Annotated in this window: 25 protein-coding genes; 11 read left to right on the forward strand and 14 right to left on the reverse strand. The window is 58.7% G+C overall.

From position 1 onward, the window contains the following. Positions 1–191 precede the first annotated feature (191 nt). The 4 genes from ACQQCD_RS09270 to ACQQCD_RS09285 all read left to right on the forward strand — a co-directional run bounded on the left by ACQQCD_RS09270 (position 192) and on the right by ACQQCD_RS09285 (position 4,039). Entirely contained in the window at positions 192–929 is a 738-nt protein-coding gene (locus ACQQCD_RS09270) for a CPBP family intramembrane glutamic endopeptidase (protein WP_430268094.1), read from the forward strand. A 31-nt stretch (positions 930–960) separates the two neighbouring features. Continuing rightward, entirely contained in the window at positions 961–1,914 is a 954-nt protein-coding gene (locus ACQQCD_RS09275) for a 1,4-dihydroxy-2-naphthoyl-CoA synthase (RefSeq protein WP_430268095.1), read from the forward strand. 7 nt (positions 1,915–1,921) lie between these two features. Beyond that, positions 1,922–3,064: an AMP-binding protein gene (locus tag ACQQCD_RS09280; RefSeq protein WP_430268096.1), complete on the forward strand. Its 1,143-nt coding sequence runs from the start codon at positions 1,922–1,924 to the stop codon at positions 3,062–3,064. Between the two features lie 84 nt (positions 3,065–3,148). After that, positions 3,149–4,039 carry a 1,4-dihydroxy-2-naphthoate polyprenyltransferase gene (locus tag ACQQCD_RS09285; RefSeq protein ID WP_430268097.1) on the forward strand — a complete coding sequence of 297 codons (891 nt, stop codon included), beginning with the start codon at positions 3,149–3,151 and terminating at the stop codon, positions 4,037–4,039. A gap of 62 nt (positions 4,040–4,101) precedes the next feature. Here ACQQCD_RS09285 and ACQQCD_RS09290 read toward each other — a convergent pair whose 3' ends face one another. Further along, positions 4,102–4,461 (reverse strand): DUF4229 domain-containing protein, encoded by a 360-nt coding sequence (locus ACQQCD_RS09290; protein WP_430268098.1) that lies wholly within the window; start codon positions 4,459–4,461, stop codon positions 4,102–4,104. Between the two features lie 99 nt (positions 4,462–4,560). Between ACQQCD_RS09290 and ACQQCD_RS09295 the strand changes: the two genes are divergently transcribed. The 3 genes from ACQQCD_RS09295 to ACQQCD_RS09305 are packed head-to-tail and all read left to right on the forward strand — an operon-like array spanning position 4,561 to position 7,498. Beyond that, a complete protein-coding gene (locus ACQQCD_RS09295) occupies positions 4,561–4,941 on the forward strand; it encodes a PLD nuclease N-terminal domain-containing protein (protein ID WP_430268099.1) in 381 nt (126 codons plus the stop codon). Next, the gene (locus ACQQCD_RS09300; RefSeq protein ID WP_430268100.1) at positions 4,938–6,437 is read left to right on the forward strand and encodes a beta-N-acetylhexosaminidase; all 1,500 of its coding nucleotides are present in this window, start codon (positions 4,938–4,940) and stop codon (positions 6,435–6,437) included. The genes ACQQCD_RS09295 and ACQQCD_RS09300 overlap by 4 nt, the downstream gene beginning before the upstream one ends. Continuing rightward, on the forward strand, positions 6,434–7,498 hold the full coding sequence (locus ACQQCD_RS09305) for a formylglycine-generating enzyme family protein (protein ID WP_430268101.1): 1,065 nt from the start codon (positions 6,434–6,436) through the stop codon (positions 7,496–7,498). Before ACQQCD_RS09300 ends, ACQQCD_RS09305 begins: the two co-directional genes overlap by 4 nt. Positions 7,499–7,553: 55 nt before the next feature. On the opposite strand, the gene ccsB is transcribed toward ACQQCD_RS09305, so the two are convergent. Genes ccsB through ACQQCD_RS09330 form a run of 5 tightly spaced genes read right to left on the reverse strand, consistent with a single transcriptional unit; the run spans position 7,554 to position 12,421 of the window. Then, complete coding sequence (gene ccsB, locus ACQQCD_RS09310) at positions 7,554–8,615, reverse strand: c-type cytochrome biogenesis protein CcsB (RefSeq protein WP_430268102.1); 1,062 nt, start codon at positions 8,613–8,615, stop codon at positions 7,554–7,556. Next, positions 8,615–10,354: a cytochrome c biogenesis protein ResB gene (gene resB, locus ACQQCD_RS09315; protein ID WP_430268103.1), complete on the reverse strand. Its 1,740-nt coding sequence runs from the start codon at positions 10,352–10,354 to the stop codon at positions 8,615–8,617. Before resB ends, ccsB begins: the two co-directional genes overlap by 1 nt. Beyond that, a complete protein-coding gene (locus ACQQCD_RS09320; protein ID WP_430268104.1) occupies positions 10,354–11,112 on the reverse strand; it encodes a cytochrome c biogenesis CcdA family protein in 759 nt (252 codons plus the stop codon). Before ACQQCD_RS09320 ends, resB begins: the two co-directional genes overlap by 1 nt. 8 nt (positions 11,113–11,120) lie before the next feature. Continuing rightward, positions 11,121–11,756, reverse strand: coding sequence for a TlpA family protein disulfide reductase (locus ACQQCD_RS09325; RefSeq protein ID WP_430268105.1), 636 nt, complete (start codon positions 11,754–11,756; stop codon positions 11,121–11,123). A 2-nt stretch (positions 11,757–11,758) separates the two neighbouring features. Beyond that, positions 11,759–12,421: a histidine phosphatase family protein gene (locus ACQQCD_RS09330; protein WP_430268106.1), complete on the reverse strand. Its 663-nt coding sequence runs from the start codon at positions 12,419–12,421 to the stop codon at positions 11,759–11,761. Positions 12,422–12,683: 262 nt separating this feature from the next. Here ACQQCD_RS09330 and ACQQCD_RS09335 point away from each other — a divergent pair, with 262 nt between their 5' ends. Together ACQQCD_RS09335 and ACQQCD_RS09340 are read left to right on the forward strand one after the other, a co-directional pair. Further along, complete coding sequence (locus ACQQCD_RS09335; RefSeq protein WP_430268107.1) at positions 12,684–13,250, forward strand: YceI family protein; 567 nt, start codon at positions 12,684–12,686, stop codon at positions 13,248–13,250. Positions 13,251–13,600: 350 nt separating this feature from the next. After that, positions 13,601–14,476, forward strand: coding sequence for a hypothetical protein (locus ACQQCD_RS09340; protein WP_430268108.1), 876 nt, complete (start codon positions 13,601–13,603; stop codon positions 14,474–14,476). A gap of 82 nt (positions 14,477–14,558) precedes the next feature. Here ACQQCD_RS09340 and ACQQCD_RS09345 read toward each other — a convergent pair whose 3' ends face one another. Beyond that, entirely contained in the window at positions 14,559–15,242 is a 684-nt protein-coding gene (locus ACQQCD_RS09345) for a redox-sensing transcriptional repressor Rex (RefSeq protein WP_430268109.1), read from the reverse strand. 35 nt (positions 15,243–15,277) lie between these two features. Next, the gene (locus ACQQCD_RS09350; protein WP_430268110.1) at positions 15,278–15,538 is read right to left on the reverse strand and encodes a glutaredoxin family protein; all 261 of its coding nucleotides are present in this window, start codon (positions 15,536–15,538) and stop codon (positions 15,278–15,280) included. Positions 15,539–15,660: 122 nt separating this feature from the next. Here ACQQCD_RS09350 and ACQQCD_RS09355 point away from each other — a divergent pair, with 122 nt between their 5' ends. Next, positions 15,661–16,473 (forward strand): HAD family hydrolase, encoded by an 813-nt coding sequence (locus ACQQCD_RS09355; protein WP_430268111.1) that lies wholly within the window; start codon positions 15,661–15,663, stop codon positions 16,471–16,473. 62 nt (positions 16,474–16,535) lie between these two features. On the opposite strand, the gene ACQQCD_RS09360 is transcribed toward ACQQCD_RS09355, so the two are convergent. The 5 genes from ACQQCD_RS09360 to ACQQCD_RS09380 form a co-directional block, all read right to left on the reverse strand. Beyond that, complete coding sequence (locus ACQQCD_RS09360) at positions 16,536–16,634, reverse strand: 30S ribosomal protein bS22 (protein WP_003792170.1); 99 nt, start codon at positions 16,632–16,634, stop codon at positions 16,536–16,538. Between the two features lie 182 nt (positions 16,635–16,816). Continuing rightward, positions 16,817–17,029, reverse strand: coding sequence for a helix-turn-helix domain-containing protein (locus tag ACQQCD_RS09365; RefSeq protein WP_430268112.1), 213 nt, complete (start codon positions 17,027–17,029; stop codon positions 16,817–16,819). 135 nt (positions 17,030–17,164) lie between these two features. Beyond that, complete coding sequence (locus tag ACQQCD_RS09370) at positions 17,165–18,316, reverse strand: 3-deoxy-7-phosphoheptulonate synthase (protein WP_430268113.1); 1,152 nt, start codon at positions 18,314–18,316, stop codon at positions 17,165–17,167. Positions 18,317–18,583: 267 nt separating this feature from the next. Continuing rightward, on the reverse strand, positions 18,584–19,582 hold the full coding sequence (locus tag ACQQCD_RS09375; RefSeq protein ID WP_430268114.1) for an acetylxylan esterase: 999 nt from the start codon (positions 19,580–19,582) through the stop codon (positions 18,584–18,586). Positions 19,583–19,627: 45 nt separating this feature from the next. Further along, entirely contained in the window at positions 19,628–20,362 is a 735-nt protein-coding gene (locus tag ACQQCD_RS09380) for a FadR/GntR family transcriptional regulator (RefSeq protein ID WP_430268115.1), read from the reverse strand. Positions 20,363–20,420: 58 nt separating this feature from the next. Here ACQQCD_RS09380 and ACQQCD_RS09385 point away from each other — a divergent pair, with 58 nt between their 5' ends. Then, entirely contained in the window at positions 20,421–21,698 is a 1,278-nt protein-coding gene (locus ACQQCD_RS09385; protein WP_430268116.1) for an alpha-hydroxy acid oxidase, read from the forward strand. 46 nt (positions 21,699–21,744) lie between these two features. Here ACQQCD_RS09385 and ACQQCD_RS09390 read toward each other — a convergent pair whose 3' ends face one another. Then, positions 21,745–22,341: an ArsR/SmtB family transcription factor gene (locus ACQQCD_RS09390; protein ID WP_430268117.1), complete on the reverse strand. Its 597-nt coding sequence runs from the start codon at positions 22,339–22,341 to the stop codon at positions 21,745–21,747. Between the last annotated feature and the right edge of the window lie 18 nt (positions 22,342–22,359).

The following is a 22,359-nucleotide window of genomic DNA, read 5'->3' on the forward strand; positions in this document are numbered from 1 at the left end:
GGGTCTTGCCGGTGCCGGATGATCCACGTTTTGGCATATTCACGCCGCATCAGCGGCAAACGGCAGGTTCCAGTCTAGAGGATTTGAGGTACCCGCCGTGACGTGCGCAACACATAACGTCTGGGATACGGCACAAGAATGGGTCACACTCAGAAGACATAACACCCAGCTCACTTCACTACTCTTGAACCATGGCAACTCTGCAATTACCTACCAAAACACGCCTCTACCGCTTCAGTAAGCTCGACGCTGCAGCCATCATCGTGTACTTGGGACTCTCGGTGGGTTTAAGCGTTGGTGCACCCTGGCTGGCCCAGATTGTCGAGAGCCTCAAACTGGATCCGTACACAGCTACATATGCGGTGAACTTAGTGTTTTACCTAGCAGTGGGTGCCGTAGCTTTGGTGGCAGCACGCCACGTTGTAGCTCGCGACGCGCGGATCTTGGCGCAGCGGCCCGGATTCACTGTGGCGATGGTTCCCTTAGCTGTTGTTGCCATGTTGATCCTGACTGCAGTTTTGGTCATTGCCGGTGGTGTTAACCCGGGAGTCTCGGTTAATCAGCAAGGCCTGGAGGATCTGACCCGGAACGTTCCCTTGTGGTTGATGGGTCCAGTGTTGGTGATCATTGGCCCCTTTGTGGAGGAGTACATGTTCCGCCACTTACTGATTGGCAAGCTGAGCCAAAAAATCAATGTCTGGATTTGCGCGGGCCTTTCCGTGGTGCTTTTCGCTGGCCTACATGTGGTGGGCAAAGAGGCCCTCTCGCTGACGACTCTTCTGCCCTATGTGGCCATGGGAATCACACTAGTGGGGGTCTATTTGTGGACCGGGAAGAACGTGATGTTCTCCTATTTGGTGCACGCTGCGAAGAACTTAATGGCCGTGGTGATCCTCTACTCGGTGCCGGTGGAGATGCTTCAGCGCTAAGCCCGGGACGTTAGTTACTAGACTGAAGAACGTGAATACGCAACTCCCTGCCAAGGTTTCTGACATTTTTGACCCCTCCCGTTGGCGTTTGGTCGCCGGTTTTGAGGACTTTCAGGACATCACGTACCACCGGCAGGTAGAGCGCGACGACGACGGCACAGTCCTACGCGACCTCCCCACCGTGCGGATCGCCTTTGACCGCCCCGAGGTGCGTAACGCTTTCCGCCCGGGCACCGTTGATGAGCTGTACCGCGCCATGGATCACGCCCGAATGACCCCTGAGGTGGCAACCGTGCTCCTCACCGGCAACGGCCCCTCCCCCAAAGACGGTGGGCACTCCTTCTGTTCCGGTGGTGACCAGCGCATCCGTGGCCGTGACGGGTACAGGTACGCAGAGGGTGAAACAACAGAAACCATCGACCCCGCCCGCGCCGGCCGGCTGCACATTCTGGAGGTCCAGCGCTTGATGCGGACCATGCCCAAGGTGGTCATCGCCGTCGTCAACGGCTGGGCAGCCGGCGGTGGGCACTCGCTGCACGTGGTCAGTGACCTCACCATTGCCTCACGTGAACACGGCAAGTTCAAGCAGACTGACGCCACGGTGGGTAGTTTCGACGCCGGTTATGGCTCCGCGTTGCTGGCTCGCCAAATAGGCCAGAAGGCTGCCCGCGAGATTTTCTTCTTGGCCCGCGAATACTCGGCCGAGGACATGGTGCGGATGGGCGCGGTGAATCAGGCAGTCCCCCACGAGGAGCTGGAGAAGGTGGCCTTGGAGTACGCTGCTGACATCGCCCGCCAGTCCCCGCAGGCTATCCGGATGCTGAAGTTCGCGTTTAACCTGGCCGATGACGGGCTGGCCGGACAACAGGTGTTCGCCGGCGAAGCAACCCGCTTGGCGTACATGACTGACGAGGCGGTGGAGGGCAAGGAGGCGTTCTTGCAAAAGCGTGATCCAGACTGGTCCTCCTTCCCGTACTACTTCTAGGCGCACCATGACAATCGATCCCCAAAACCTTGATTCGGTACTGCGCGCCCTCGCTGACGCCATCCATTCTGAGGGCCCTGCCGTGCGCTTCGGTACTTCTCCGTCCGGTGCAGCTGACATCACCACCGTGGACGTTGACGAGTTTGAGGACGCCGCGGTAGTGGTGAGCACCTCGGGTTCCACCGGAACACCGAAGGAAACCGTGCTCAGTGTTGAGGCTTTGGCTGCCTCATCGATGGCCACTGCCATGGCACTTCAGGGTGAGGGGCAGTGGCTTCTGGCCCTGCCGCTCCAGTACGTGGCTGGGGTTCAAGTGCTGGTGCGTTCGCTCTTCGCTGGGACCCGCCCGTGGGCCATGGATCTTTCCGGCGGTTTTACTCCCGAAGCTTTTACGGCCGCTGCCCTAGAGCTGACCGATCGCACCCGCTTCACTTCCTTGGTGCCCACGCAATTGCAGCGCCTTCTCGAGGACCCGTCCCCGGAAACCTTGGCAGTGTTGCGCCGCTTCAACGCGATTTTACTCGGTGGCGCCCCAGCTGCTCCTGAGCTTTTGGCCGCAGCCAAGGACGCCGGGGTGAACGTGGTGACCACGTATGGTTCGGCAGAAACCTGTGGCGGTTGCGTGTACAACGGTGTGCCACTCGAAGCCGTTCAGGTCCGGATTGTTGAGGGGAAAGTCCAACTGGGCGGGGACGTTATTGCCTCTGGATACCTTGGCCAAGCCGAACTAAGCGAAGCCGCCTTCCTGAGCGAAGGAGATACCCGCTGGTACCTCACCAATGATTTGGGAGCCCTCGACGTCGAAGGGCGCCTGACGGTTCTTGGACGGGCCGACGACGTTATCATCTCGGGCGGCGAAAAAATTGCCGCTAGCGTTGTGGCAGCGCAGCTCGAGAAAGTTTCCGGGGTCAGTGCAGCTTTTGTTGCCGGCGTTCCATCGGCGCAATGGGGTCAGTCCGTGGCTGCCATTGTTGAGTCCAGCGATCCGGAACTGGACGCCGAAAAGGTTCGTGCCGCCGTCGGAACCGTACTGGGTCACAGCACCCCCAAAGTCATCCTTGTAGAGGCGCAACTCACGCGCCTAGCCAACGGAAAAGTAGACCGTTTAACCATGATTGAACTGTTAGCTGAAGTTAATCAGGGAAAATAGATAGCTGAACACTCTGAAGTGGGTGGCCTGTAACGCCATTCACGCGGAACCGTATGAACCAAGAGTCTGAACTAAGAGGTCATCGTGGCAACAGCCGCCCAATGGATTGCAGGAGCGCGCTTACGCACTCTTCCTGCTGCAGTAGCCCCCGTTATCATCGGCAGCGCCGCAGCCTTTGATTTGCACGCCTTCCATCCGCTCAACGCGGTGTTGGCTGCGTTCGTTGCGCTCTTGCTCCAAATCGGCGTGAACTACGCCAACGACTATTCAGACGGCATTCGCGGGACTGACAATGACCGGGTAGGGCCGCTGCGCCTCACCGGTTCAGGGGCTGCCCGTCCACAGCAGGTCAAAATGGCTGCGTTTGGCTGCTTTGCGCTGGCCATGCTGTGCGGATTGGGCCTTGTTCTCTTGACCCAAACTTGGTGGTTCTTGCTGGTAGGTGCAGGCTGTGTGCTGGCCGCCTGGGGTTACACGGGTGGCAAAAACCCGTATGGCTACATGGGTTTGGGCGATCTGTTTGTGTTTGTGTTTTTTGGTCTAGTGGCCACCCTCGGCACCACCTACACCCAGGCTGGACGGATCAGCACGGTGGCGATTATTGGTGCCATTGGAACTGGGCTGATCGCTTGTGCGCTGCTCATGGCCAACAACGTCCGGGACATTCCCACGGATAAAGAAGTGGGCAAAAAGACCCTTGCTGTGCGGCTGGGAGATAAGCATGCCCGCGAAAGCTACGTGCTGATGATCGCCGTAGCCTTGCTGCTGGTCATTGTTGTTGCACCCACACACCCGTGGCTCCTGGTGGTGCTGGTGCTCACGCCGGCTTGCCTGATGCCGTGCTGGGTGATGCTCACCGGGCGGCAACGCAAAAACCTGATCCCGGTGCTCAAACAGACTGGCCTGATCAACCTTGGTTACAGTGTGCTGTTCGCCGTAGGTCTGATTCTGCAGCACACGCTCACCGGAACGTAAGAACCAGCAAGGTAAGCGCCAAGAAGGTCCGAGTGCAGCCCTAGATTAGAACGCAGTGCGGGTTAGAGCGAAGTGCGCGGCGTGTATCCGTCAGCGTTCTTTGCACCCGGGTTCTGTGTAGCCTTGGATTCGGCAGTCTTGGATTCGGCAGCATTGAGCTGAGCATCAACGAGGGCATCTTCGGCGGCGGCATCGTCAATCTCCGTGGCGGTACGCACTGGCTCAGCTTTACCGGAGAGCCGGTGACGGATCTGTGCGGAGGCCTCGTTACGCTGGCGTTGGAAAAACAAGTAGCTCACAGCGAAGGAAATCACCGCACCGTAAAGTGCGGCTAGCAGTGCGCCGGTGCCCAGCAACAGGAACACAATAAAGAGCGGAACAAAGAGCGCCGCGCGGATCAGGAAGTATTTCAGATTTGCCACTGTCTAAGTATAGCCCGCGCCGCTGGTGGCAAGCTGTACGCACCAGGGTGCCCCCATGCAAAGGGTATGGGAGCACCCCGTAGAGACTAGACTCAAAGGATGCCTCGCGTGATCGGAACTATCCTTGCCATTGCGATTTTTGTGTATGCACTCATCGATTGCATCCGCACTGATCGGCGTGCTGTACGCGGCATTTCCAAGACGGCATGGATTGTGGTGATGGTACTTTTGCCGCTGCTAGGCGCCATCTTATGGTTCATTTTTGGCCGCCCCTACCCGGGCCCGCAGCAGCGCCGAGTCACACACACCACCGCCCCGGATGACGACCCCGAGTTCTTGCAGAACCTGGAACGCCAGCGCAGGAACAAGGCGGAAGCGGACCGCTTGGCCAAGCTGCGCCAAGAACTCGAAGAGCGCGAACGCCGCCTTAAAGACACAAAGGCCACTGACACCAACGACGACGCCGCCGAAGGCTCGTGACCAGCTGCACTCCAGGCGCACGGATCATTCCGGGATTCAAGAAGTGGAGCCCTGCTACTGGTTCGTTCCGGCTGCCGGAGGTTCTTGGCTTCAGGGCCTCCGGTGCGGATGCCGAAGCGGTAGCTGAGGCGTTCGCCGCTGACCTCGCCGAATTGCTGGTCACCACGGTTTGCTCGGCAACACAGGCACCTGCGCTCGAGTTTGTGATCGATCCAGAGGATCAGCGCTTTGCGCACATTCCCGAGCACGTGCGGCCCGAGGCGTACCGGCTGGTTGTTGGTGAGGCAATCGCACTCACTGCCCCAACCGCCCGTGGACTCTACTGGGGGACACGAAGCCTGCTTCAGCTCCTCGCAGCCAACCCGGCACTGACCCATGGGGAAGCGCTCGATTGGCCGGATTATCCTGTTCGTGGGTTTGTGATCGACGTTGGAAGGCGCTTCTCCCGGCCAGCCTTCATCCGCGATCTCATCCGTCACATGAGTTGGCACAAGTTGAACACTCTGGTGATTCACCTCAATGACAACGAAATCACTAAGGACACCGGCCGCCCGTGGAATGAAGCCCAGCATGGGTTCCGATTACGTTCCGACTCGGATGACTTTGCCCACCTCGCCAGCACAGACGGCTCCTACGTCCGCGCCGATTGGGAGTCCTTTGAGGATCTTGCCGCCAGCCAGGGCGTCAACATCATTCCGGAAATTGACGCTCCCGCCCATGCCCGGGCGTTCATTGTTCACCACCCGGAGTTGGGCCGGAACGGCGGGGACTCGGACATGCTGGATCTCACCGACTCCACGGCCATCAACTTCATGAAGGGCATTTTCAACGAGTTCTTGCCCTGGTTCCGCGGCCCGCTGGTTCACTTCGGCGCTGACGAATACGACCGCGAACATCCACAGGACTACCGCCGCTATTTCAATGAGATCGCCGCGCACCTTCGCGCCTGTGGGAAAACCCCAGTAGCGTGGGGCAGCCTCTCGGTGATGTCCAAGGGCGCGGGTGTGTCCAAGAGCGCGGGTGTGTCCAAGAGCGCGGGCCCGGAACCACCGGCTGGCTATGACCGTGACGTCATCATGTGTTCGTGGAACAACGAATGGTACGGCCCCCTCGAAGCCACGAGCGACGGCTACCGGATCATTAACACCAACGATGACTTGCTTTACACGGTCCCCTACGCCGACTACTACTGCGGCACGGGACTCCCACTAGAAAGGCTGTGGAACGAGTGGGAGCCTCACATCTTCGGCGCAGGGCAAGAACTCAGCAAGGGCCACCCTCAACTACTCGGTGCCATGTCTGCGCTCTGGAATGATCTGGTACTAGAGGACTACACAGAACAGGACATGTACACCATGGTCGCGCCAACATTTGGGCTCTTGGGGCAAAAGATGTGGGGAGGAACCCCGCCGGGCGTCACGTTCAGCGAGTTCCTTGAAGCGCAAAAGGCCTTGCCGCAGTGGCCCGGGAAAGAATTCGTGCGGGGCGGAAAATGAGCCACGCCGAACACCCCGAAAGCTGCTGCTCACCGACGCGCGGAACACAGCACGACGACGGCCCGCAGCCAGCCGCCGCTGGCTCCAGTGCTGCTGGCTCGAGTGCTGCTGGCTCCAGTGCTGCCAGTTCCAGCACCGCCGGGCCCACCGCCGTCGGGCTCACTATCGGTCGCCCACCGTCTGGCTTGCACAGTACAAAACTTGGTGCCTTGCATCACGATGCCCTGATCCCTGCCGGCAGCTTCCAGATGGGGGATGCCTTTGGCGAGGGCTACCCCAACGACGGTGAGACACCAGTTCACGAGGTCAGGCTAGACGCTTTCCGGATGGACACCACGGCGGTGACCAACCGCATGTTCGCAGCATTCATTCAAGCCACCGGTTTCACCACGGAAGCCGAACAGTACGGCTCCTCCGCGGTGTTCCATCTGCTCTCTACCGCCCCCAGACCGGATGTCCTAGGCACGGCCGCAGGTGCACCGTGGTGGCTGAATGTGTGCGGCGCAGACTGGGCGCACCCCACTGGCCCCACCTCTGATTACCGCGATTTCCTTGACCATCCCGTGGTCCATGTCTCCTACAACGATGCCTTGGCGTACTGTGCGTGGGCCGGGCGCAGGCTCGCCACGGAGGCCGAATGGGAATACGCGGCGCGCGGCGGCTTGGAAGGTATGCGCTACGCGTGGGGCAATGAGCTTCACCCAGAGGGCGAACACCGCTGCAACGTTTGGCAAGGCACGTTCCCCACGCACAACACTCGGGAGGACGGGCACCTCGGCACCGCACCGGTGGGATCATTCCAGCCGAACGGTTTTGGCCTCTATGACATGGCCGGAAACGTATGGGAATGGTGCGCTGATTGGTTCCTGCCCAAGTATTACCGCAACTCCCCCACCGAGAATCCGCAGGGCCCCACGATCGGTGCCGGACGCGTGATGCGCGGCGGGTCCTACCTTTGCCACGATTCCTACTGCAACCGGTACCGAGTAGCGGCCAGAACCTCAAACACCCCGGAATCCTCGGCTGGAAACAATGGTTTCCGAACCGTGGCCGGGGTGTAGAGACGAAGGGGTGTAGAGACGAAGCGGTCTAGAGGCTAAGCAAGTTGCGGAGTTTTTATAGCCCTGAGTAGGAGTGCAAGCCGTTGAAGAACTGGTTGACGATGGTGAAGTTGAAGACCACACACAAGTAGCCAACAATGGACAGCCATGCCGCGCGGGTGCCTGTCCAACCACGGGTGGCACGTGCATGCAGGTAGCCTGCGTAGACCACCCAAATCACGAAGGTCCATACTTCTTTGGTGTCCCAACCCCAAAAGCGACCCCAGGCTTTTTCAGCCCAAATGGCACCGAACATCAGCGTGAAGGTCCATCCCACAAAACCGATGGTGTTGATCCGGTAGCTGAGGTTTTCCAAGGACAAAGCGTTCGGCACCATACGCATAAAGGGCAGCTTGTCAGCGCCACCAGCGGCGATGGTTGATTCGCGACGGGACTGGATGAGCTGGAAAACGCTCATGGCAAAGGTCAGTGTGAACAAGGCCGAGGACATCACGGCAATAGAGACGTGAATAACCAACCAGTAGCTCTGAAGTGCGGGTACCAAGTGACCAACGGGGGTCCAGTACGCCACAGCAGCGGCAACCAGCATGATGGTTCCCAGACCGACAACAAAGGTTCCCAAGAAACGCAGATCGCGGCGAGTCAGCACCAACAAAAAGACTGCGATTGCTACAAAAGCGCCCGTGGTAAGGAACTCGTACATGTTTCCCCAAGGCACGCGTCCTGCAGCTAAACCACGCGTGACCACGCCGGCACCGTGAATGAGCACACCCAAAATCGTGACGGCAACGGCGGCACGTGCAGCAGCACGCCTGCCGCTACGGTACTTCATGTCGCCATTGGCGGTGACGGCGCTCGCAACGGAGGACGACGACGAAGCGCCACGTCCCGTCGTCGTACCGGCAGAAGCTGGCGTAGCGGCCGCTGCACCTGCACCCACCAAAGCAAGGTCGCGCTCTTGCGGCGCTGCAGCTGGCTGCGCTTCAGCCGCGCGCAGAGATTTGCTGCTCGAGGCGAGGTCCCACGCGAAAGCGATAAACGCCACCGTGTAGGTCGCTGCCGCGAGGAGCATAAAAAGTTCGCTGTATTGACCAAGGGTTTGGTTGAGCGCGGGCATTAGCTGTCCTTCTTTTCTTCAGGTGTTGTAGCTGGGGAGACTACGTCCAAGCGGACATTATCCTCCTCTTTGGTGGGAGCAGGCTGGGAAGAATCCAGAGCCCATTCCTGTACCAGCATTTGACGTACCGCCGAGGCTTCTTTCGCCAGGTTGTGGTCCTCGCCGCGGGCCAAAAGGCCGTACTCCACCATGGTGCGTCCGTCAGCAGCAGTTCCGGTGCGAACCCATGCGCGACGGCGCCCCACGTAGAGCGAGGTGACAAGCCCGGCGATGGCGATCAGCGCAAAAATGAGCGCCGGGACCTGGCCCGGGTTGTTGTGAATATCCAAGGCGATGTACCGCTTGAGGCCATCAAAACTGATGCTGCCCTTGCCCTCGGGAAGTTTGTAGGTCTTCCCCGGATCCAGCACAATACCGCCGGCGGGAAGATCGCGACCGTTAAGTTGCTTGAGGTTCTTGACGTCCAAGTTGTAGACGTTTTGCGGGGAACCAGAGTCAAGCCCCAAGTCCCCGTAGTAAGAGTTCAGGCTCAATTGCGGTTTGAGCGGATCAGGATCAGCGCTAAAGGAAACACCATCAGCGCTTTTGTCCACTGTTGGCAAGAAGAACCCAACAAATCCCAGTTGAGACGGGGAAGCGTCCGGGACCTTGATGACCACAGTTGAGGTGAACACACTGTCCGTGGGGATGGTCTGTACGGGACCTTGGAAAGCGATTTTTCCGGTACCGTCCCGCACGGTGATGACCGGGGCGTAGCCATTACCCACCAGGTAAACGTTGGTTCCACCCAGGGATACCGGATCGTTGACCTTCAAGATCTGCTCTTTTGGCTCCGCAGTGGGGCTGTCCTTGGTGGTGAGAGTGGCCTTGAAGTCCAGCGGCTGACCAAATTGTTTGACTGATTCGCGGTCAAAACGGACCTCAAACTTGTCCAGAGTCACTGAGTAAGGCGAAAGCTGTGAGGATTGGAAGTTGGTGCCGGGGCTGAACTGGTCGTACCCAACTAGGGTGTTAACGAAGGTGTCACCCTCCACCAAGGTCCGCTGACCGCTGTAGCCAAAAAGCCCACCGATGGCCACGGAGACCAAAACACCAATCAGCGAAGTGTGAAAAACCAGGTTTCCCACTTCGCGAATCATGCCGCGTTCAGCACCAATGGAGGGGCGTTCACCATCGGCATCGCGGATGTCAACGCGGTAGCCGCGCTTTTTGAGCAGCCGCCCCGCATCAGCAATAGCGTCCGACGCAGATACACCCTGTGCTGCGGGGATCACCATAGTGCCGTATTCAGGCAGCCGTGAAAGACGTTTTGGGGTACGCGGCGGTTGGGAGCGCATGGCCTTGTAGTGGGCTTTGGCGCGTGGAACAACGCAGCCAATCAAGGAGACAAACAGCAGAATGTAGATGGCGGAGAACCACGCCGAGGAGTACACATCAAAGAGCTGCAATTTATCCAGCAGCGGCCCGTAGTCCTTGTGAGTTTTCAGGTACTGGGTGACCACTGAAGGATTGGCCGGGCGCTGGGGAAACAAGGAACCCGGAACTGCGGCAACAGCGAGTAGCAGCAACAAAAACAAAGCGGTACGCATGCTGGTCAGCTGTGTCCACGCCCAGCGGAGCATGCCCAAAGCGCCCAGTGCCGGTTGGGCTGCGGTGCGGCGCGCATCTGCAACGGTTTTGACCGGCGTTGTTGCTTCCGGCTGGGGGTCCTTTTTACTGTTCTTCACTGGCTCGCTCATCAGATGGGTAACTTCACTTCGTTTTGGAACCAAGACTGTAATTCTGCGGTCCAGTGTCCCCACACACCGGTGACCATCAACATGCCGAGCAAAATCAGCACCACACCGCCAATTCGTTGGATGGCCAAGCGATGGCGCCGGAAGAAGTTCATTACTCCCATGCCACGGCGAACCATCAGTGCGATCACCAAAAAGGGAATGCCCAGGCCAAGGCTATAGACAAAAGCTAGGAATGCGCCCTTAGCCGCGGAAGATCCCCCGGAGAGGCTCAAGAGCTGGACGGCGGAATAGGTTGGCCCAATACAGGGAGCCCAGCCCAGTCCGAAGGTCATCCCAAGAATGGGGGCACCCCAGAGGCCTGCCGGGGGTTTGCGGTGAATCTTGGCGTCCTGTTGGAACCAGCTGAAGCCGCCCATAAAAATGACACCCATCAGCACCACCACTAGGCCCAGTATTTGGGTGACCCAATCAAATTTTCCGCCGGAAATCAGCACACCTAGCTGACCAAAGGCTCCACCTAGGAGGACAAAAATCACAGAGAAGCCCAGCACAAACAAACCAATACCGGCGAACATCCGGCCGCGTTTGCGCTGTTCCAGGTCCACTCCGCTGAGGCCCGTAACGTAGCCCAAATATCCGGGCACCAACGGCAAAACACACGGGGATAGGAAGGAAACCAACCCGGCCAGCAGTGCCACCGGGATAGCCAGAAGGAGTGAGCCGTTAAGGATCGTTTCGGCAAAGGGGTTGTTAGTCACTGAGGAACTTACTCGGCCACTGCACTGGAGATCAGCGAACGCAAGGTGCCTTCTTCAAGCCGGCCCAAAATGCGTGCTGCAACTTTGCCTTGTTTGTCGAAAACCAGCGTGGTGGGTACAGCCTTGGGCGGAACTTCCTTGGCCAGAGCCAGCAGCATACCGCTGTCCATTTTGACGCTAAAAGTTGGGTAGTCCAGCTTAAACGTCTTCTCAAATGCCTCGGCAGTGGCGCGTTCATCGCTGAGGTTTACGCCGTAGAACTCAACACCCTTGGGCTTGAATTCTTGGTGCAGCGTCCGCAATGACGGTGCTTCAACCCGGCATGGTGCGCAAGCTGCGTACCAGAAGTTCATCACCACAACTTTGCCCAAGAGATCCTTTGACGGGACCTTGGTGCCGTCAAAAAGGACTCCGGTGAAGTCAACGGCTGCTTTGCGGTCGTTTTTGTTGTACTCGGAGACTGAACCATCCCCTGCAATGTAGTTTTTATTGTCACCGGCGCGTGCTTGCTGCGCGAGAGAGTCGTCAGAGCTGCAGGCGGAGAGCGCCACGGCGCCCACCATCCCGGTTGCGGCCACGCCTGCCATTGAAAACAGTTTGCGGCGGCTGAGGCTTCGTGCTGATTGAGCGATATTCTGGTCCATCCCTAGGCTCCCGGGGTACTTGAGGCGCCAGGCAAAAGTGCGGCTGCCGGCTCGGAATAGCGGACGTCAACAATCTGATCGTCCTCAAAAACTAATGACGTCAGCGAAGTCAGTGTGCATTCGCGATTGCGCGGATCGTGCCACAAACGTTTTCCCTCGGCGCTGAGGCGAGTGGCCCAGATCGGTAATTGATGGCTGACCAGAATCGCTTCGGCACCTTCGCCACCCAACTCCAATGCCCGACGTCGTGCATCACCTACCGCTGCCAGCACGCGGTCCGCTTGCGCTTGGTACGGTTCGCCCCAAGACGGCCGCAACGGGTTGCGGAACTTTGCCCAGTGCCGCGGATGCATCAGTTCCTTTTTGGAGACTTTAAGTCCTTCGAAGGAGTTCTCCGCTTCGATGATGCGCGGTTCAGTGTTGATGGGAAGGTTGAGCGCTTCCGCGGTGGGCTGCGCGGTTTCTTGGGCCCGGGTCAGCGGTGAAGCGCCAAGGTAAACAATGTTGGCCCCGGCCTCGCGTTGCGCCAAAAAGTGGCTCGCAAGCGTCTGCGCCATCTCTTGACCCAGTGCGGAGAGGTGGAATTCAGGAAGGCGACCGTACAGCACACCGGTGGGGTTAAAAACCTCGCCATGGCGCAGCAGATGGACTATTGCTTGGGGCATGTGTACCAGTTTCTCAAAGGTGGAGGGTATCCGACGAATCGGGCAGCAAAATTTCTACGAACAGTAGAAGTTGAGAAATTTTAAAAAAGTTTCGTAACTCGGGAATGAAACATGCAAATGCATGTTTATACTGGGTACAGCAGTTAGTTGAGGCTTCAATCAAACTCGGATCTTCCTCTGGTACATTTCAGAACGGCAGCCCTCCGGGTTGAAGCAGCAAGCTAATGATCAGACTTCCCTTTCAACACACAGGAGAAATACCATGACCATCCCCGCAAACATCACCGCCGGCACCTGGACTCTTGACGGATCCCACAGCGAAGTTGGCTTTGTTGTCCGCCACGCAGGCATTTCCAAGGTTCGCGGCAAGTTCAACGAAGTAGAAGCAACCGCCACGGTTGGTTCCACCGTTGCAGACACCACCGTCAATGCAGTCATCAAGTCAGCTAGCTTCGATTCGGGCGACGCTAACCGCGACGGCCACGTTAAGAGCGCTGACTTCTTCGACGTCGAGGTGTTCCCGGAATTGACCTTCGTTTCCACCGAAATCTCCGGTGACGGCGAAGACTACAAGCTCACCGGCGACCTCACCATCAAGGGCATCACCCAGCCGGTAACCTTCGACGTTGAGTTCGCAGGAACCGCTGTTGACCCGTTCGGCAACACCCGCGCTGGCTTCTCCGGCAAGACCGTTATCTCCCGTAAAGACTTCGGCCTGACCTGGAACGCAGCTCTCGAGACCGGTGGCGTTTTGGTCAGCGACAAGGTGACCATCACCCTCGAGCTCTCCTTCATCGCTCCAGCAGCTGAAGCAGCCGCTGCAGAGTAATAACTCTGCGTCATAACGCAGTACGCGGTAGTTACTGCCGCTGAATTACTCCCGCTCAAAAGTGGGGCGCGTCTTGGTCTAAGGGCCGGGATGCGCCCCACTTTTTTGTTAATTGCTCCCTGTTTTGTTTCCTGTTTACTCTCTAGCTGGTGGCGCAGTCGAGGGTTACATGGCTCCCACAAAGGACCCCGACGTCACACTAGGCAACATTGAGGGCTGAACTACCCATAGATTTCGGCACAAATTTCCTTGCCATAAGCCTCACTCACGGTACGGTGGAATGAATGCCGGCCACCGGGGCCTCCGGTTGCGGGCGGCACGTCACTGACGCCTACACCTAAGGAAGCGCAATGAGTAACCCTCCCGTCCCTCCGGTCAACCCGGAACAGCCATCGTCCGGTGAAGAACAGCCGAGGTTTGGCGAACGCACCCCTCAGCAGGGCCAGCCGCAGCAGCCCCAGTATGGCGCACCCCAGCAGGGCCAGCCTCAGTATGGCCAGCAGAGTCAGCCGGGCCAGCCGCAATACGGTGCACCTCAACAGCCCCAGTTTGGGCAGCAGAGCCAGCAGCCGCAGCACGGCGCACCCTCAGCGCCGCAATACGGCGCACCGCAACAGAGCCAGCATGGCGCTCCACAGTACGGAACGCCGTCGGCTCCTCAGTACGGTGCCGGGCAGCAGAACCAGTACGGTGCCCCACAGCAGTATGGCCAGCCGGGTCAGCAGGCCGCTTGGCCTAGCGCAGCAACGTCCGGAGCCGCAACTGGCACCAAGGGCCCCGTGCCGCAGAAAGTGAATCTGGCATTCTGGCTGATCATCGCTGCTGGAGTGCTCTCACTGATTGGCGCGATCGTTGCCGGGGCAAGTGCCAATACCGCTGCTGGCCGGGAAGCATTGGCCAATCAAATGGGTGCACAGGGTGACCCGGAAACCATCAACAGCGTGCTGAGCGCTGTGGCTCCCATGTTGATCGTTTTTGGGATCATTGGTCTGGGCCTGTACGTTCTGGTGGCCTTTTTTGTCCGCAAGGGCGCTAACTGGGCGCGTATCTTGGGCACCGTATTCGCAGTGCTTTCCTTGAGCTACCTCGGCAGTGGCTTGATCTACATACTGTCCATGGTCTTGGGTATCGCTGCGATTGTACTTATCTGGTTGAAGGACTCAGCACCGTGGTTCCGTAAGCAGCAGCCGTACACCACCAACTTCTCCAACCCCTACGGCCAGTAGTTCAACAAGCCAGTAACTCAACAACTCAACAAGCCAGAGCAACGCATTACGCACCAAGGGCGCAGCCCCTGCGGCGAGTTAATTACTCGTCCGGGGTCTGCGTCCTTTGTGCGTGGTAAGCCAAAATCTGTAGCTCGGTGGCCATGTCCACCTTGCGCAGGTTGACGTCCTCAGGGACTTGGAGCATCACGGGAGCAAAGCTCAAAATGCTCCGAATCCCGGCATCGATCACGCGATTGCAGACCTCCTGCGCCACGGCAGCAGGCAATGCGAGGACCGCCATGTTGGCACCGGTTTTACGAATCACTGCGTCCAGATCAGCAACATCACTCACACGTAGCCAACCCACCTCGTTACCCACCAGCATCTGGTCAGCATCAAAAATTGCCACTACATCAAAGCCCCGCGATTCAAAACCGCCATACCTAGCCAGCGCACGGCCCAGGTTACCTGCACCAACGATGGCGACCTTCCAGTCCAAAGTGAGCCCCAAAGCCAAAGCGATCTGCCGGTTCAGGTACTGAACCTCATAGCCCACACCGCGCGTTCCGTAGGATCCAATATAGGAAAGGTCCTTGCGGAGTGTGGTGGAGCTGACCCCGGAGGCTTCGGCGAGCGCCTCGGAGGAAACGCGCTCAACACCCTCGCCGGTGAGGCTATTGAGGGCCCGTAAATACAAGGTGAGCCTCGCAACGGCTGCAGCCGGAATGTGGCGGGCGGAAGATTCGGCCTTGCCCGGCTCGGGTACTGATTCCAGCGAGGTCACGCGTTGCTCCATCGGTTAGACATGTCAAAAACACTCTAGTCGGCTTGAGTCATCGCCTTGTCCAGCGTTTTACGCAGGCGCACCGGGTCGATCTTCCAAAAGTCGCGCTGCACCCCGTCTACCAAGACCACCGGCACTTCCTCGGCGAATCGCGCCCGCAGTGTGTCGTCGTCGTCAATTAACTGTTCAGCCCACGCGATTCCCGCGTCTGCAGCAACGCTGGCAACGGTTTCCCGTGCCGCATCGCACAAGTGACACTGACTTTTGGTGACCAGCACCAGCTCCGGAATGTGCATGGTTCAACGTTACTCACATCTTGGAACGTGCACGCACCAGCCCGCGACAGTCCATCGAGTACCGGCAGTTCCGGGCGGGTTGCGCCTACACGATCAGCCCGGCGAATGACTAGACTCGTAATATGCCTCAGCAGAATACCGAGAGCACGGAGGGCACGAACCTCACTGCTGCTCACCTCAGCGAGGCCGCATTTTTTGATGTTGATAACACCCTCATGAAGGGCGCCAGCCTCTTTCATGTGGCCCGAAAAATGTACGAACGCAAAGCGTTCACCTTGCGCCAGGCCGCGGGTTTTGCGTGGAAGCAGTTCAAATTTGTGACGCGCGGGGAAAATCTTCAAGACGTTGAAGCTGTTCGAGATTCCGCACTGGTTTTGGCTGCAGGAATTCTGGTCACGGACATCGAGGCGCTTGGCAACGAGGTCTACGACGAGATGATCGCCTCTCGCATCTGGCCAGGCGCCAAAGCCCTCGCGGAACAGCACTTACGCGTAGGACGCAGGGTGTGGTTGGTCACGGCCACCCCCGTAGAAGTGGCCACGGTCATTTCTGACCGGCTTGGCCTCACCGGTGCCTTAGGAACCGTGGGTGAAGTTTCCGAGGGCGCTTACACTGGCCGGCTTGTAGGGGACATTTTGCACGGTCCAGCCAAAGCATTGGCTGCCCGTGACTTGGCAGAACGCGAAGGCTTAGACCTCAAAAAGTGCTGGGCCTACAGCGATTCCCACAATGACATTCCGCTGTTGTCCTTGGTGGGGCACCCGGTAGCGATCAACCCTGACGCCAAACTGCGCCGCCACGCAAAGGACAACAACTGGCCGGTTTATGACTTCCGCTCGGGCCGCCGTGCAGCCACCGTGGGACTCAAAGCCGCAACCGTGGGCGGGGCGATTTACGGTTTGTGGCGAGGCTTCGCCAAGTTCCGGGCCAAGTAGGCACACTAAATAAAAAGCCCGCCACATCAGTGGCGGGCTTTTTCACGCTATGGGAAGTATTTCTACTTCTTATTGCGACGCTGGTGGCGGGTCTTACGAAGCAACTTGCGGTGCTTCTTCTTGGCCATACGCTTGCGACGCTTCTTGATTACTGAACCCACGAAAGTTCCTCACACACTAGATGCCAGTAGCTTTCCGTTGTGTCTCGAACGGTAAAACCGCAACGATGCACAGGGCAGAAACAACTGACAGATTCTTACGATGACGTAAAACGTTCCTTAACAGGGTACCGCCTTCTGGGGGACTCCGTTGACCGGATGCCCCTCCGTGCGCAGTTTCCCGCTTAGGCGGTGGCTGATTGGCCGTCCACTACTGCCGTCTTTAAATACTGTTCGACGGCGGCTTCCGGAACCCGGTATGAGCGCCCAAAGCGCACAGCGGGCATTTCGCCGGAGTGGACCAAGCGATACACGGTCATTTTGGACACACGCATAACCTCCGCCACCTCGGCGACAGTGAGAAAATGCGCGTTAGAGAAGTTGGCCTCTTGGGACATTACCTTCCGAATCCTTTGCTCATAGCGGAGTGCGACCGACAAATGAATAACCCCCCATGGCGGTGTGCCGCTACCGAGCCATCAAACAACCATGTGCTAGATACTCTAGATGCTTATGGGGCCAATGTGAAAGTCCTAGTTACTCGCGGTGGATAAACGACGCTGCCGTGCTGAGGCTGCCAATTGTGCGAAGACGTCGGTGGTCACTTCCCAATCCATGCAGGCATCTGTCACGCTCTGCCCGTACACAAGATCGTCTGCCCCGGCAGCGTGGGCTGCTACGTCTAGATTCTGCGCTCCGCCTACCAAGAAACTCTCCAACATCACGCCAGCAATCGCATCCGCTGAACTGTTGAGGCCCACCTCTTCAAGCTGGGCGCCCAGCTCAAAGGCCACCTCAGCCTGGCGGTGGTGGCTCTTGCCGCTATTGGCGTGGCTCGCGTCCACAACCAAGCGCGGGTTTTGCTTTTTACCGGCCAGTTTCTGGCTGGCATTCAGGACCTGCTCGGCGGAGTAGTTGGGCCCACCACGTCCACCACGCAAAATCACGTGAGTGTCAGGGTTACCGGCAGTTGCCACCAGCGAGGCCCGGCCTTCACCGTCAATACCCAAGAACTGCTGTGCGGCCCCTGCGGCGGCACAAGCGTCGATCGCCACCTGCAGGTCGCCGTCGGTCCCGTTTTTGAATCCGACTGGCATTGACAGTCCGGAGGCGAGCTGGCGGTGAATCTGACTCTCGGTGGTGCGGGCACCAATAGCACCCCACGAGACCAGATCAGCCATGTACTGCGGGCTGATCGGCTCAAGGAATTCGGTGGCGGTGGGGATACCGAGGGCTGTAACTTCCTGCAAGAATTTCCGGGCCGCGCGCAAGCCATCGGCAATGTTGTGGCTACCATCTAGGTGCGGATCATTGATCAGGCCCTTCCAACCCACCGTGGTTCGCGGCTTCTCGAAGTATGTGCGCATCACAATGAGCAACTCGTCTTTGTGCTTTTCAGCTTGGCTGACCAAACGGCGAGCGTATTCGAGGCCGGCCTGGGGATCGTGAATGGAGCACGGACCCACAATGACCAAAAGCCGGTGGTCAACCCCGTCCATAATGGCGCGGATTTCTTCACGGCCGCGTTCGACAACGGAAATCGCCGCCGCATCCAGCGGCAGTTCGGTGATCATCTCGGCAGGTGTGGGCAGCGGGGTGAATTGACCCACGCGCAGATCATTGGTGCCGTGTTTGGTTGCGGGCGTTTCAGCTGCCGGTTTGTCAGTGGCTGAGGCGGTGTTCATGATGGCTCCGATTCAAGGGGGAAGCGGGCCCCTTTTCAGAACCCGCCGGATACGGCGAAGGGCAGAGAATCATCTCTGCCCTGTTGGCTCTGAAGGAAAGTTGAATGCGTGTCAGTTAGACGCGGGCCCCTCCAGAGCCAACGAAAAATACGCATACCAACGGTTTGTCATGCCAAGACCATAACCATGAACATCGCCGCGTGCAAAATCACGATCAACAGATGGGCGTGATCTTGCACCCAGTGTGGTGTGGCAGCACGGTGCCGCTTAAAGGGTTTGCAAGAAGTCGAGCTGCTTGACCCAGTGGTGTTCTTGGCCGCCCTCGTGATTGTTGAAGCGGTACACCTCGATCGCTTTGCGCACATCACCGGACTTCTCGCCGTACGCGTTGTAACTCGCGAACACGGTGGATGGTGGGCACACATCGTCAGCCAGTGCCACCGAATACAGCACCGGAGTCTGGGCCCGGGCCGCAAAGTGAACACCGTCAAAGTAGTTGAGCACTTTCAAAATGCCTTCATACTTCTCGCGGTGGCGCGAGAGGAAAGCAAAAATGTCCGGGTACGGGCCTTTCGCTGCGGTATCTATCGCTCGCGGGAAGTCCTGCAAAAAGGGGACGTCAGGCAATACGCCAATAACGCCGTCGAGCCTTCCGGCCACTAGGCCTGCTACCGCGAGGCTGATGCCACCACCCTGACTAATGCCGTTGAGCACAATCCGGTGAGGGTCCACAGCGGGGTGCCTTTGGACGGCTTGAACGGCGCGGAACCCATCCACAAAAAGACGCCGGTAGTAGTAGTCCTCGCGGCTGTTGATCCCGCGAGTCATCAGGCCGGCGTAGGCCACACCGCCAGCCGAAGGGTGCGGATCAGGCGTCTCACCAAAACTGCCACCAAAACCTTGGCCGCGAGTGTCCATAACAAAGTGCGCGTAACCGGCCTGGGCCCAACGGTTGCCTTGGTTAGGCAAACTCCGGCCACCCGAATAGCCCAGATACTCCACCACGGCAGGAAGCTTTTTGCCCGGTTCTCGGTGAGCCGGCAAGTGCAGCCAGCCCTTAATTGGTGCACCGCCAAAGCCTGCAAATGTGACGTCAAATGTCTCGATCACAGCCAGACGATTGTTCACAGGTTCAAAGGTAGCGGCGAGGTCAAAGCTCTGCGCCTCCGCCAACGTTTGATCCCAGAACTCGTCAAAGTCCACCGGTTCAACAACGGAGGAACGGTACTTTTCCAGCTGCTCAAGAGGCAGATCAAAGAGGGGCACAGCGCATTCCAATCGGGGTACATGCAGCAAGCGGAATAAAATCACTCACAGTTTATGCGTTGCCGCCAAACCTGCTTCGCGGTAGTAACCCTGGATGTGTTCAGTCACTAAGCGCGCTGCTTGCTTGGGGTTCCCCGCGGCGACTGCGTTCAGGATCCCATGGTGTTCCGCCCGCAGTCGGACGGTGGTGGAATCCCAATCTGGCAGATTAGCCGTCAGAGTGTGCGCGTAGCTCTCGATCGATTCACGTAAAGAGGCCATCATGGCCGTTACTACCGCGTTTCCGGCGGCGGCGGCCAGCAGAAGATGGAACTGGACATCTTGGGCCAAGAACTCTGCAATGCGCTCCGGGGTTTCGGATGTACCCCCGTCCCCCGTTGCGTCAGCGGCCGTGTCCATTTCTGCCAAGATCTTGGCAGCTTCCTCGAGCTGCGGTGCCTGTGGACTGGCATGAGCGGCCGCCCAAGATTCCAGCAACACACGAGTCTGGACAATGTCCTCTACAGGCAGGTGCGAGGTGGCTACGTGCAAGCGAAGTGCGGATCCTAGTGCCGCGCCGGGTTCGGCAATGACTACGGTTCCGGCTTGAGCTCCCGAGCCGACACCGATGCGCAAGACACCCATCGCCTCGAGAACTCGGATGGCTTCACGGACGGACGTTCTGGAGACTTCGAGTTGTTCGGCAAGTAGCCGCTCGGCCGGAAGTTTGTCCCCCACGCTCAAAGATCCGGCGGCCAGTTGATCTTCGACCCACTTCAGGACTATGCGGTGAGTTCTCATAAGCAAAGATTACTTGATGTGGTCCAACCACATGACATACCCTGTGGTTGGACCACATATGTCCGCAACTACAACAGGAGTAGCCATGAGTTCCCAGAGCCGGCCCGCAGCCCTTCGTCGTCGTATCCCCAAATACTCCGACCTTGCCCCGCTCATGCAGTTCAAAACCCCCGAGTTCAACCGCGAACAGCGCTTAGCGCGGGTCTCCACCGTGTGGGAACTGCGTGAACTGGCCAAACGACGCACTCCCAAAGCGCCCTTTGACTACACCGACGGCGCCGCCGAGGACGAGATCACACTTCGCCGGGCACGGGATGCCTTCAAAAACATCGAGTTCCGCCCTGGGATTCTGCGCAACGTCTCCTCAATCAACCTCAGCACCGAGATCCTCGGCGCTACCTCAAAACTTCCCTTCGGTATTGCGCCCACCGGCTTTACCCGCATGATGCAATCCGAAGGAGAATACGCCGGCTCGCAGGCAGCCGAAGCCGCCGGAATCCCCTATACCCTCTCCACCATGGGCACCGCTTCAATCGAAGACGTTGCCGAGGCGGCACCCAACGGCCGCAACTGGTTTCAGCTCTACCTCTGGACCGACCGCGAACGCTCACTCGAACTGATCGAACGAGCAGCTAAGGCCGGGAACGACACCCTCATGGTCACCGTGGACACCGCCGTGGCAGGTGCGCGGCTGCGCGACGTCCGCAACGGCATGACCATCCCGCCGTCACTCACACTCAAAACCGTGGTTGATGCCTCGTACCGCCCAGCATGGTGGTTCAACTTCCTCACCCACGAGCCGCTCTCCTTCGCATCCCTGAACCGATACAGCGGCACGGTGGCGGATCTGATCAACTCCATGTTTGACCCAACCCTGACGTTCGAAGACCTGGACTGGTTGCGTGAGACCTGGAAGGGAAAGCTCGTGGTCAAGGGCATCCAAACCGTAGAGGATGCCCGCAAGGTGGTGGCTCACGGTGCTGATGCTGTGGTGATTTCCAACCACGGCGGCCGCCAACTAGACCGCGCGCCAATCCCCTTCCATTTGTTGCCGCAGGTCAAGGCAGCGTTTGAAGCCGACGGAAGCAACGCACAAATCATCTTGGATACGGGCATTATGTCCGGAGCGGACATTGTTGCAGCTCTGGCCCAGGGCGCCGATTTCACTTTGATTGGCCGGGCCTACCTCTACGGTTTGATGGCTGGCGGCCGGGCAGGCGTGGACCGCACCATTAAGATTCTTGAGTCCGATATTCGCCGCACCATGGCACTTCTGGGTGTCAGCAACATCAACGAGCTCACACCCGATCACGTGCACTTGCTCGACGCTAAGTAGGCTCATCAACTGTTCAGGAAACGGGCGCCGAAAAACCCCTCAAGGATTACTTTCGGCGCCCGAACTTGGGTAGGTTCGCGATCAAATCCGCCGCCTTGGTGGCGGCTCGGCCAACACTGCGGCCGAATTGCTGCTGCACAGACGGATCAGTGTCGCCGTTGGCTACACCCTGCGCCAGCGTCGCCGGTGAAAGTTCGACGCCGGCTGCCGGGCTGTCGCTCGGCGGAGCCTGCGTGGTCTGTGCCGGGATTGAGCTGGTGGAGGAACTCGCGCTGGCCGCGCTGGTACTTGCTGAATTCGGGGCACTGGGGTTCGTTTCCCCCGGTACCTGCACCGACGTTGCCGCGGCGGACGAATCGGTACCCTTGGCACTGGCTGTCCGGCCGGCGTCGAACGTTTCAAGCCACGCCGCAACACTCTGGAGCGGCTCGGTGTTGAGCGCATAAAAACGTTTCTGCCCTTGCGCCCGCATGGTCACCAACTGGGCCTCACGCAGGACTTTCAGGTGCTTGGAGATGGTGGGTTGGCTGGCCTCGAGTTCCTCAACCAACTCCCCTACCGCTTTGTCCCCGGATTGCAGGGACACCAGAATGTCTCGCCGAGTTGCCTCAGCGATGACGGCAAACACGTCGTCAATCAGCATGTTTTCCACCCTAGCGAC

It is taken from the genome of Pseudarthrobacter sp. J1763 (genome assembly GCF_050490295.1).
In the GTDB taxonomy this organism is placed as follows: Bacteria; Actinomycetota; Actinomycetes; order Actinomycetales; family Micrococcaceae; genus JBNPEO01.

Coding starts and splice junctions, on each gene's coding strand:
- ACQQCD_RS09270 (WP_430268094.1), top strand. CDS start 192: ATGGCAACTCTGCAATTACCTACCAAAACACGCCTCTACCGCTTCAGT.
- ACQQCD_RS09280 (WP_430268096.1), top strand. CDS start 1,922: ATGACAATCGATCCCCAAAACCTTGATTCGGTACTGCGCGCCCTCGCT.
- ACQQCD_RS09295 (WP_430268099.1), top strand. CDS start 4,561: ATGCCTCGCGTGATCGGAACTATCCTTGCCATTGCGATTTTTGTGTAT.
- ACQQCD_RS09305 (WP_430268101.1), top strand. CDS start 6,434: ATGAGCCACGCCGAACACCCCGAAAGCTGCTGCTCACCGACGCGCGGA.
- ccsB (WP_430268102.1), bottom strand. CDS start 8,615: ATGCCCGCGCTCAACCAAACCCTTGGTCAATACAGCGAACTTTTTATG.
- resB (WP_430268103.1), bottom strand. CDS start 10,354: ATGAGCGAGCCAGTGAAGAACAGTAAAAAGGACCCCCAGCCGGAAGCA.
- ACQQCD_RS09325 (WP_430268105.1), bottom strand. CDS start 11,756: ATGGACCAGAATATCGCTCAATCAGCACGAAGCCTCAGCCGCCGCAAA.
- ACQQCD_RS09330 (WP_430268106.1), bottom strand. CDS start 12,421: ATGCCCCAAGCAATAGTCCATCTGCTGCGCCATGGCGAGGTTTTTAAC.
- ACQQCD_RS09335 (WP_430268107.1), top strand. CDS start 12,684: ATGACCATCCCCGCAAACATCACCGCCGGCACCTGGACTCTTGACGGA.
- ACQQCD_RS09340 (WP_430268108.1), top strand. CDS start 13,601: ATGAGTAACCCTCCCGTCCCTCCGGTCAACCCGGAACAGCCATCGTCC.
- ACQQCD_RS09350 (WP_430268110.1), bottom strand. CDS start 15,538: ATGCACATTCCGGAGCTGGTGCTGGTCACCAAAAGTCAGTGTCACTTG.
- ACQQCD_RS09355 (WP_430268111.1), top strand. CDS start 15,661: ATGCCTCAGCAGAATACCGAGAGCACGGAGGGCACGAACCTCACTGCT.
- ACQQCD_RS09365 (WP_430268112.1), bottom strand. CDS start 17,029: ATGTCCCAAGAGGCCAACTTCTCTAACGCGCATTTTCTCACTGTCGCC.
- ACQQCD_RS09370 (WP_430268113.1), bottom strand. CDS start 18,316: ATGAACACCGCCTCAGCCACTGACAAACCGGCAGCTGAAACGCCCGCA.
- ACQQCD_RS09380 (WP_430268115.1), bottom strand. CDS start 20,362: ATGAGAACTCACCGCATAGTCCTGAAGTGGGTCGAAGATCAACTGGCC.
- ACQQCD_RS09385 (WP_430268116.1), top strand. CDS start 20,421: ATGTCCGCAACTACAACAGGAGTAGCCATGAGTTCCCAGAGCCGGCCC.
- ACQQCD_RS09390 (WP_430268117.1), bottom strand. CDS start 22,341: ATGCTGATTGACGACGTGTTTGCCGTCATCGCTGAGGCAACTCGGCGA.